Here is a 9,622-nt window from a genome sequence, read left to right on the forward strand (position 1 = left end):
GCGGGTCAGCTGCGGAAGGGCCCACCGCCGCTGCGTGTAAGGTCTGGGCCGCCGTAGCCGGACTTTCACGTCCTCCGGCGGCCATATCGTGCCAGGGAGCTCCAGTGCCGACTTCAGGGACCACCATCTCACTCAGCTACGTGGTGCCCGCGCACAACTGCGCGGCCATCATCGAGGCGACCGTGCGCGAGCTCGGTGAGAGATTCAGCGGTGGCAACGCCGAGATCCTGGTGGTGGAGAACGGTTCCACCGACGAGACCCCTGAAGTTCTCGCGCGCATCGCGGCGAACTGGGCGGTTCCCGGTGTGGAGTTCCGCTCGCTCAGCAGTGAGAAGGGCCTCGGCAACGCGCTGAAGCTCGGCCTGCTCTCCTCGCGCGGCGAGGTCGTCGTGACCACCGCCGACGACCTGCCCTTCGGCTTCGACGAGTACGACGCGGGGATCAAGGTCGACCTGAACCGCTTCCCGGTCGTGGTCGGTTCCAAGGCGCACCCGCAGTCCCAGGTCGGCCGCGGCCTGGTCCGCTGGGTGGCCACCAACGGTTTCCTCGTGCTGCGCACCCTGGTGCTGGGCATGCGCACCCGCGACCCGCAGGGCACCTTCGTGCTCAACGGGGACTGGGCCCGCGAGGTCGCGGTTCGGCTGGAGGAGAAGGGTTTCCTGCTCACCACCGAGCTGATCTACATCGCCGAGCGGCAGGGCGTGCGCACGGTCGAGGTGCCGGTGCGGCTGCGCGCCTCGCACGGCGAGCACGGGACGCGGATCAAGCTCGCCGACGTCTGGTACATGGGCGTCGGCCTGATGAGCGTGCGGCGCAGGCACCGCAAGAGCGCGCGCCTGTCCGCGACAACCAAGGTCTGAGCCGCACGTGCACGTCGCGATAGTCGGTGGGGGCATCGTCGGCCTCGCCGTGGCGCACGAGCTGGCGACGGTGCGCGGCCACACGGTCACGGTGCTGGAGAAGGAATCCGACTGGGCCACCCACCAGACCGGGCGCAACAGCGGCGTGATCCACGCCGGGCTCTACTACAAGCCCGGTAGCCACAAGGCGAAGATGTGCGTCGCCGGCAACGCCTCCATGGTGGAGTTCGCGCGCCGCAACGGGATCGAGGTCGACGTCTGCGGCAAGCTCGTCGTGGCGACCTCGCCGTCGGAGTTGCCCCGGCTGCGGGTGCTGGAGGAGCGCGCCACCGCCAACGGCGTGCCCGCCGACTTCCTCGACGCCGCCGACGCGATGCAGATCGAGCCCGAGGCGTTCTGCGTGGCGGCGCTGCACGTGAAGAGCACCGGGGTGATCGACTACCGCGAGGTGTGCGCGGCGCTGGTCAAGCGCGTGCGCGCCCGGGACGCGGATTTGCGCACCGGCACAACGGTTCGCGGGATTTCGTCCACTGTGGACGGTGTCGTTGTCGAGACCACGGACGGCGACATCAAGGCCGACTACCTCGTCAACTGCGCGGGTCTGCACAGCGACCGCGTCGCCAAGATGGCCGGATTGCGCCCCTCCGCGCGGATCGTGCCCTTCCGCGGTGAGTACTACGAACTGCGCGCCGACCGCCGCGGCCTGGTGCGCGGGCTGATCTACCCGGTCCCCGACCCCGCGTTCCCGTTCCTCGGCGTGCACCTCACCCGCATGCTCGACGGTTCGGTGCACGCCGGCCCCAACGCCGTGCTCGCGCTGCGCCGCGAGGGCTACCGCCGCCGTGACGTGACGCCCCGCGACCTCGCGGGCACGCTCGCCTTCCCCGGCTTCTGGCGGATGGCGCGCAAGCACGTGCGCACGGGCCTCGACGAGGTGGCGCGCTCGGTCTCCCGCAAGCGCTTCGCCGCGAGCCTCGCGCGCCTGGTCCCGGCGATCACCGCCGACGACCTCGTGCCCGCGGAGTCCGGCGTGCGCGCGCAGGCCGTCAACCCCGACGGCAGCCTGGTGGACGACTTCCTGATCGAGACCGCGCCGCGCCAGGTGCACGTGCTCAACGCGCCGTCCCCGGCCGCGACCAGCGCACTGGAGATCGCCCGCCACGTCGCCGACCACGTCCCCGCCGGCTAGCGCACTGCCCTGGACAGCGCCAGGCCGCTGACGGTGCCGAGGACGAGCAGTCCGGAGAGCAGCGCGAGCGTGACCGAGATGGCGTGGGAGCTGGGCGCAAGTCCCAGGAACACGGCTCCGAACGCGGCGACGCCGACGACCTGGCCGAGCTGCAAGGTGGTCGTCAGCAGCCCGCTCGCGTCAGCGGCCTCGGCCGGGGGCACGTGGCGCAGCGCGTTGCTCAGCAGCGGGCTGAAACTGACGCCGATCGCCGCGCCCCAGACAGCGAACGCGATGACTGCCGCGAGCCCGCCGTCACCGGAACCGAAGCTCGTCGCGACGACCAGGCAGGCGGGCGTGGCGATGGCCAGGCCCACCGGGGTCAACCAGCGGTGCCACCGCTGGGGGAGCCGCTGCCAGTAGAAGCTGGCCAGGCCGAACGGCAGCCCGAACGCGGTGAAGGCCAGCGCGGCGCGCGACGGGCTGTAGCCGAGGCCGCCCTGGAGGTGCAGCGCCGCGGTGAACAGGAACGCGCCGTAGGCCATCGTCGCCAGCGCCAGGGTCACGAGACCGGAGCGCACCCCGGCAACGCGCAGCACGTCGAGGTTGAGCAGCGGGTGCGGCACCCGGCGCTGCACGCGGACGAAGATCGCCAGCAGCAGTGCGCCCACCGCCACCGCGGGGAGCGTCCACCACGGCCAGCCCTGCTCGTGCCCGAGCACCAGCGGTGTCACGACGAGCAGCACTCCCGGCAGGGAAAGCGCGAGCCCGACCAGGTCCAGCCTGCGCGCGCCGGACGGGGCGTCGGCCGGAGCGATCCGCTTGACCAGGGTGAACACCGCGATGCCGATCGGCACGTTGATCAGGAAGACCGGCCGCCAGCCCAGCCCGAACAGGTCGGCGTCGATCAGCGCCCCGCCGACGAGCATGCCCGCGACGCCACCCGTGGCGATCACCGCGGAGTACGCGGACAGCGCCTTCGCCCGCGCGGCACCGGCGAAGCGCAGCTGGATGACGCTCATCACCTGCGGCATCATCAGCGCCGCGCCCGCGCCCTGGGCGAAGCGCGCGATCACCAGCGTCGCCGCGGTCGGGGCGAGGCCGCACAGCAGCGAGGTCGCGGTGAAGACCAGGACTCCCGTCCGGAACAGCCTGCGCGTGCCGAACAGGGCGCCGAGCCGCGCTCCGGTGATCAACAACGTGGCGTAGCTGACCGTGTAGCCCGCGACGACGAGCTGGAGCTCGCTGCCGGAAGCGGCCAGGTCGGCGCGGATGCTGGGCAGGGCGACGTTGACGATCGTGACGTCCAGCAGCGCCATGAACTGGCCGAGCAACAGGGTGCCGAGCAGTAACCAACTTCGGCGATCGGTGGGAGCGGGGGACGGGTCGAGAACGGTCATGACGACCACCGTGCGCGCCCGATCCGCGCGCTACCGAGAGCCCACCGATGCTGGTAGTCCCACTACCACCTTCGTTCTGTCGTACCCCGGTGCCACACTCGTCCTGTGACCATGACGGAGCGCCCGGGCACTCGCCGCCGCACGGCGCTCGCCGAGTTCCTCAAGGCACGGCGCGCGCGGATCGACCCCACCGACGTCGGCCTGGAGCCGGGCGGGCGGCGTCGGACCGCCGGCCTGCGCCGCGAGGAGGTCGCGCTGCTCGCCGGGGTCGGCCTGACCTGGTACACGTGGCTGGAGCAGGGACGACCGATCAACGCCAGCTACCAGGTGCTCGACGCCATCGCGCGCACCCTGCTGCTCGACGCGCCCGCGCGGCTGCACCTCTACGACCTCGCCGAGTCCACGCCGGTCCGCTTCGCCGCGCCGATCGCCGAGGTCCCGGAGTCCGTGCTGATCGTCCTGCGCACGCTCGACCCCGTGCCCGCCGTGCTGCTCAACTCGCGCTTCGACGTGATCGAGGCCAACGACGCGCACAACGAGCTGTTCAACGGCTGGCACAGCCTGCCGTGCGTGCACAAGAACCTGCTGTGGTGCTGCGTCACCGAACCGCTCGCGCGCGAGCGCATCACGAACTACGACGAGGTCGTGCCCCATCTCATCGGAAGGCTGCGCGCGGAGTACGCGCGGCACGTCGACGACCCGGAGTGGGACGAGGACATCCGCAGGCTCTCCGAGCTGAGCGAGGAGTTCCGCGAGCTGTGGGCCCGGCACGACGTCATGGCGCCCAGCCCGAGCAACCTGCGCTTCAGCCACGGGCGCGCGGGCGAGTTGACCTTCGTCAACCAGGAACTCGTCGCCGAGGGCGCCGGTGACCTCCGCATCCGCGTCTACACCCCCGCCGACCCCATCACCTGGACCCGCCTCCCCCTCACCCGCACCTGACGCGGTTCAGACGGGGGCGACGAGGCCGGGGAAGCGGCCTCGGCCGTCGCAGGAGCGGCAGGGGCGGATCTCGTCGATGGTGATCGGACGGCCCTCGGTGATGCCGCAGCGGCCGATGCTGCGCTCCCGCATGCCCAGGCAGCCTGGACAGAGGGTGTGCGCGGTGGTCGCTCGATTGGGGGTGCTCACGAGACCCGAAGGTACCAATCCGTTGCTCACTGTCGAACGCGTTCTCCCCGAGCGTCGAACAGCGGTTGCTTGGACACGACGGCCGGTACCCAGGTGCCGAACAGTTCGACCTCAGCGCGCGTGCCGGGTTTGGCCAGCTCGACGGGCAGGTACGCGTAGGCGATGGACGCGCCGACGGAGTAGCCGTAGCCGCCGGAGGTGACCCTGGTCAGCACCTTGCCGTCGACGCGGACGGGCTCGCTGCCGAGCACCACGTGGCGCGGGTCGTCGAGCACGAGGCAGGCGAGCTTCCTGGTCAGCCCGCGCTCGCGAGCGGCGAGCAGGGCCTCGCGGCCGAGGAACGGCTTGTCGAGCTTCACGCAGAAGCCGAGCCCGGCCTCGTACGGGTGAACCTCGGGGGAGAGGTCGGAGCCCCAGAGCCGGTAGCCCTTCTCCAGCCGCAGGCTGTCGATCGCCCGGTAACCGCCCGCGACCAGTCCGTGCTCCGCGCCTGCCGCCCAGAGCGTGCGCCAGAGCGCGGCGCCGTACTCGGCCGAGCAGTACAGCTCCCAGCCGAGCTCGCCGACGAAGGTCACGCGCAGCGCGCGCACGGGCACGTCGCCGACGGTGGTCTCCTGCGCGGTCAGGTACGGGAACGCCTCGTTGCCCAGGTCGGCGGGGGTGAGCGGGGCGAGGATGTCGCGGGCGCGCGGACCCCACAGCGCGAAGCACGCGAACTGCCCGGTCACGTCGGCGATCCGGACGTCGGCGCCCGCGTGCCTGCGCAGCCAGCCGACGTCGTGCGAGCCGAAGGCCGTGCCCGTGACGATCATGAACTCGTCCTCGGCGAGGCGGGTGACCGTGAAGTCGCACTCGATGCCACCGCGCGCGTTCAACGCCTGGGTGTAGGTCACCGCGCCGATCTCACGGGCGACATCGTTGGCGCACAACCAGTTCAGCAGCTCCGCCGCACCGCGCCCGCTGACCGAGATCTTCGAGAACGAGGACTCGTCGAACAGCCCGGCGCGCTCGCGGGTGGCGAGGTGCTCGGCCCCGATCGCGGGCGACCAGTTGCGGCCAGCCCAGTCGTGCGGGCGCAGCGACGCGCTGTCACAAGAAGGGATGGCACCGTCCACATTGGACTCGTAGTGGTTCACCCGTTCCCAGCCGGACTTCTCGCCGAAGCTCGCGCCGTGCTCGACGTGCCAGGAGTACGCGGGGGACACGCGCAACGGCCGCCCCGCCGAGCGCTCGCGGTGCGGGTACGGGATGTCGTAGTAGGTCTCGTAGTTCTCCACCACGCGCTTGCGGGTGTAGCTCGGCGAACCGTAGTGCTTGCCGAAGCGCCGGATGTCCATGTGCGAGACGTCCAGGCCGGGGTCGCCGCTGACGATCCACTCCGCCATCACCTTGCCGACGCCGCCCGCGCCCGCGATGCCGTGCGCGCAGAACCCGGCCGCGACGAAGAACCCGCCAACCTCGGTCTCTCCCAGGCAGAACTCGTTGTCCGGGGTGAACGCCTCCGGCCCGTTGATCATGCGGCGGACACCGATCGTGCCCATCACCGGCACGCGCGCCTCGGCGTTCGCGCCGATCTCGGTGAACCGGTCCCAGTCCTCGGAGAGCAGTTTTCCGTTGAAGTCACTGGGAATCGCCTCGAACGCCGACCCGCTCTGCGCCCACGGCCGGGAATCGCGCTCGTAGCCGCCCATCAGCAGCCCGTCGACCTCCTCGCGCCAGTACACGAGGTTGTCCGGATCGCGCAGCGTCGGCAGGTGCGAGCCGTCGCGCTCACGCACCGGATCGGTGACCAGGTACTGGTGCGACATCGGCACGATCGGCACGCGGACGCCCGCCATCCGCCCGATCTCGGCGGCGAACATGCCACCGCAGTTCACCACGATCTCCGCCTCGATCGCGCCGGAGTCGGTGCGCACGCGGTGCACCCGCCCGTCGCGCAGGTCGATGCCGAGCACACGGGTCTTGGTGAAGATCCGCACGCCTCCGGCCCGCGCGCCCGCTGCCAGCGAGTACGTCAGCTGCGAGGGGTCCACGTAGCCGTCGGTCGGCAGGTACGAGGCGCCGAGCACGCCCTCGGTGCTCATCAGCGGGAACAGCTCTTCGGCCTCGGCTCCGGAGATCTCCCGCAGCGGCAGGTCGAAGGTCCGCGCCCAGCCGATCTGCCGCCGGGTCTCCTGCAAGCGCTCCGGCGTGCAGGCCAGCCTGATGCCGCCGCAGGGCACCCAGCCGACGGGGTTCGCGCCCGCCTCCAGCTTCGCGTACAGCTCAGCCGAATAGGTGTTCATCCTGGTCAGCGTCGGGTCCGCGCGCAGCTGGCCGACCAGCCCGGCGGAGTGGAAGGTGGAGCCGCTGGTCAGCTCGGCGCGGTCGAGCAGCACGACATCGCGTTCGCCCAGTTCGGCGAGGTGGTAGGCGATGCTCGTGCCGCCGACACCACCGCCGATCACGACGACGCGGGCGCGGGCGGGGAGCTTTCGGTCCGTGGCCACACCCCATTCGTACCGGCCAGCCGCGCGCGGGGGAACGCCTTGACGCAGACGATCACCCGCAAGACACTCGACGGTTCCCGGCTGGGGAGGACGCGCGATGACGGCGACTGTTTCCGACGTGCTCGACCTGGTGCCCGGCTGGGCGGGGAAATCCGTTGAGCGGCTGCCGCTGACCGGCGGGCTGAGCCACCAGGTCGGCCTGGTCCGGGTGGACGGCACCGAGTTCGTCGTGCGCGTGCTCGACCCCGCCGTCTCCACCGCCGGGCTCGGAGTGCCGTTGGAGCAGGAGATCGCCAACACCGTGCGCGCGGCGGAGTCCGGCGTCGGCCCCGCCGTGCTGCACGTGCTGGACGCGCCGCCGACGCTGGTGCTGGAGTACCTGGCCGGCACCACGTTGTGCGCGGACGCCGTGCGCGAGCCCGCGCGCATTCCGAAGATCGCCGCTGCCGTGCGCGCGCTGCATGCCGGGACGCGGCCGTTCGTCAACGACATGGACATCTTCACCAAGCTCGCCGAACTGCTCGGGCTGTGCGAGCAGCACGGGCTGACCACGCCGGAGGACTACCGCGAGCACCTGCCGCTCGTCGACGACGTCCGCGCGGCGCTCGCGGCGAACCCGCTGCCGAAGGCGCCGTGCCACAACGACCTCCTGGCGGAGAACTTCATCGAGACCGGCGACGGCGTGCGCATCGTCGACTACCAGCTGAGCGGGATGAACGACCCCGGCTTCGAGCTGGGCAACATCGCCGCGGAGTCCCAGCTCTCTTCGGAGCTGACCGAACTGCTGGCCCGGTCGTACTTCGGCGAGGAGTTCAGCCCCGGCCTGCTCGCGCGGGTGCGGCTGTTCTCGATCATGTCGAACTTCACCTGGACGCTGTGGTTCTGCATCCACCACGGCCTGCTGGCCAGGCCCGGCAGCGATTTCGACTACTGGGGCGAGGCGGCGGCGAAGTGGGGGCGCGCGCGGGCGGCGCTGGCCGGTAACGAGCTGGGCCGGTTGCTTGACCTCGCCCGCCGTGGGTGATGGACACTCTCCGGGTGAGGCGTACCCACCTGACCGCTGCCCTGCTCGTCGTCGCGACCGTCGCCGCCGGTTGCGCCCAGCCGGTGCGCGGTGAGGCGCTGGCCGGACCGACACCGCCGCCCACCACGACCTCCCGGCTGCCCGGTTCCGCGCCCTTCGACCCGTGCAAGATCGTGAGCTGGAAGGACTTCCCGCTCGAGGTGCGCACGGTCGAGGACGTCGCGCCCAGGCACCGCCCGCCGAACCCGCAGGAGCCCAGCGAGGTCTACTCCGACGGCTGCGCCTTCGACAACAACGAGCTGGTGCCGTTCAAGGCGTTCATGACGCTGGTCATCTGGGGCTCGATCACCAAGATCCGGGTGGACCCGAAGAACCCCGCGGACAAGGCCGTCGTCTACGGCAACCGGCGCGGCGTGCAGACCCCGGACGTCGACGAGAAGGGCGTGAAGGGCTGCGTCACCCGCTTCACCCTGGACTACGGCCAGGTCGCCGGGGTCTCGCTGGTGAACGGCCGCTTCCCGGACGTCGACCCGTGCAAGGTCGTCGACGCGATCGCCGAGAAGATCGTCCAGCGCCTCGACTCCTGAGGCTCGTAGCGGCTAGCCGCCGAGCGGGGTCCACGGGCGGAAGGCGGCGCCGTTCTGCGCGCTGGTCAGCAGGCGCCCGTCCATGCCGAGCGCGAACAGCGTGATCTTGTTGTCGCGCACCGAGACCGCCGGGCTCTCCGCGACCTGACCGGGCAGCGGTGTCCACGCGCCGCCCGTCGACACGGAGACGCCCGCGCTGCGGTCGCGCACGAAGACCGCGAGGCGATCACCGGTCCACGCCAAGCCCGGAGCGCCGAGCCCACCGGGGGCGGGCAGCAGCGAAGGCGCACTGCCAGGCCGCACAACGGCCACGTTCGCCGAGTCCGCGACGCGATACGCCAGCGCGAGCTGGTCGCCGCCGATGGCGGTCAGCGGCCCGCTCGGCGCCGGAGCGCGGAAGTCGGGATCTGGGCGCGCGGGACCGCGGAAGCCCCGGCGGGACCAGTGCAGCACGCCCTGCCGCGTCGGCGCGAACAGGTCCCAGCCGTCGCGAACCGCCGCGACCGCGATGCCGTCCTGCACGTCGGAGCCGCCGAGGTCGGCCCAACCGGCTGGCCAGGTCCGGCCGTCCAGCGAGGTCCGCAAGCTCACGCCGCCCCCGCCGTTGCGCACGAACACCGACAGCTGGCCGTTGACCGCGACCGCGACCGGAGCGCCGCCGTCGAACTCCCGAGCTCCGCCGCTGTTGGGGTTGCCGAGGTTCACCCAGCTCGTCCCGGACAGCACCACGATGTCGTTGGTGTCCAGGCGTCGCGCGAAAACCTGTTGTCCCGCAACGGAAATCGTCGGAGCTAGGGCCTGTCCTCAAAGTTGGTTCGTTTGACGTGGTTTGATCTTGTGTCGTGGTGCGCAGGCATGAGCTGACTGATGAGCAGTGGCGGGTGTTGCAGCCGTTGTTGCCGGTCTCGGGAGCGGCGGGGCGTCCTCGTGTGGATGACCGGCGTGTGATCAACGGGATGTTGT

General features: G+C 71.3%; 10 protein-coding genes. 6 read left to right on the top strand and 4 right to left on the bottom strand.

All coding sequences use genetic code 11. The annotated features are described in order from the left end of the window. Positions 1-104 precede the first annotated feature (104 nt). Both CCN37_RS05870 and lhgO read left to right on the top strand, forming a co-directional pair. Entirely contained in the window at positions 105-860 is a 756-nt protein-coding gene (locus CCN37_RS05870; RefSeq protein ID WP_210407883.1) for a glycosyltransferase, read from the top strand. Between the two features lie 7 nt (positions 861-867). After that, positions 868-2,049, top strand: coding sequence for an L-2-hydroxyglutarate oxidase (gene lhgO / locus CCN37_RS05875; protein WP_086819629.1), 1,182 nt, complete (start codon positions 868-870; stop codon positions 2,047-2,049). Here the strand turns inward: lhgO and CCN37_RS05880 are convergent. Next, a complete protein-coding gene (locus CCN37_RS05880; RefSeq protein ID WP_086819642.1) occupies positions 2,046-3,428 on the bottom strand; it encodes an MFS transporter in 1,383 nt (460 codons plus the stop codon). The two genes, lhgO and CCN37_RS05880, sit on opposite strands and share 4 nt — an antisense overlap. A gap of 111 nt (positions 3,429-3,539) precedes the next feature. On the opposite strand from CCN37_RS05880, the gene CCN37_RS05885 reads away from it, so the two are divergent. Next, entirely contained in the window at positions 3,540-4,370 is an 831-nt protein-coding gene (locus CCN37_RS05885; RefSeq protein WP_086819643.1) for a helix-turn-helix transcriptional regulator, read from the top strand. A 6-nt stretch (positions 4,371-4,376) separates the two neighbouring features. Here the strand turns inward: CCN37_RS05885 and CCN37_RS42000 are convergent, their stop codons facing one another. Together CCN37_RS42000 and CCN37_RS05890 are read right to left on the bottom strand one after the other, a co-directional pair. Continuing rightward, on the bottom strand, positions 4,377-4,502 hold the full coding sequence (locus tag CCN37_RS42000) for a hypothetical protein (protein ID WP_256388018.1): 126 nt from the start codon (positions 4,500-4,502) through the stop codon (positions 4,377-4,379). Positions 4,503-4,585: 83 nt separating this feature from the next. Continuing rightward, the gene (locus tag CCN37_RS05890) at positions 4,586-7,048 is read right to left on the bottom strand and encodes an FAD-dependent oxidoreductase (RefSeq protein WP_086819630.1); all 2,463 of its coding nucleotides are present in this window, start codon (positions 7,046-7,048) and stop codon (positions 4,586-4,588) included. Positions 7,049-7,145: 97 nt separating this feature from the next. Here CCN37_RS05890 and CCN37_RS05895 point away from each other — a divergent pair, with 97 nt between their 5' ends. Then, a complete protein-coding gene (locus CCN37_RS05895) occupies positions 7,146-8,072 on the top strand; it encodes a choline/ethanolamine kinase family protein (RefSeq protein WP_086819631.1) in 927 nt (308 codons plus the stop codon). A 14-nt stretch (positions 8,073-8,086) separates the two neighbouring features. Continuing rightward, positions 8,087-8,659 carry a DUF3558 family protein gene (locus CCN37_RS05900; RefSeq protein WP_168200533.1) on the top strand — a complete coding sequence of 191 codons (573 nt, stop codon included), beginning with the start codon at positions 8,087-8,089 and terminating at the stop codon, positions 8,657-8,659. Positions 8,660-8,671: 12 nt separating this feature from the next. Here the strand turns inward: CCN37_RS05900 and CCN37_RS05905 are convergent, their stop codons facing one another. Continuing rightward, the gene (locus CCN37_RS05905) at positions 8,672-9,388 is read right to left on the bottom strand and encodes a hypothetical protein (RefSeq protein WP_086819633.1); all 717 of its coding nucleotides are present in this window, start codon (positions 9,386-9,388) and stop codon (positions 8,672-8,674) included. Positions 9,389-9,504: 116 nt separating this feature from the next. On the opposite strand from CCN37_RS05905, the gene CCN37_RS05910 reads away from it, so the two are divergent. After that, positions 9,505-9,622: transposase (locus tag CCN37_RS05910; protein ID WP_246842835.1), on the top strand; the 118-nt coding region annotated here is incomplete at its 3' end.

The organism is Allokutzneria sp. NRRL B-24872 (genome assembly GCF_002155965.1).
Taxonomy (GTDB): Bacteria; Actinomycetota; Actinomycetes; order Mycobacteriales; family Pseudonocardiaceae; genus Allokutzneria.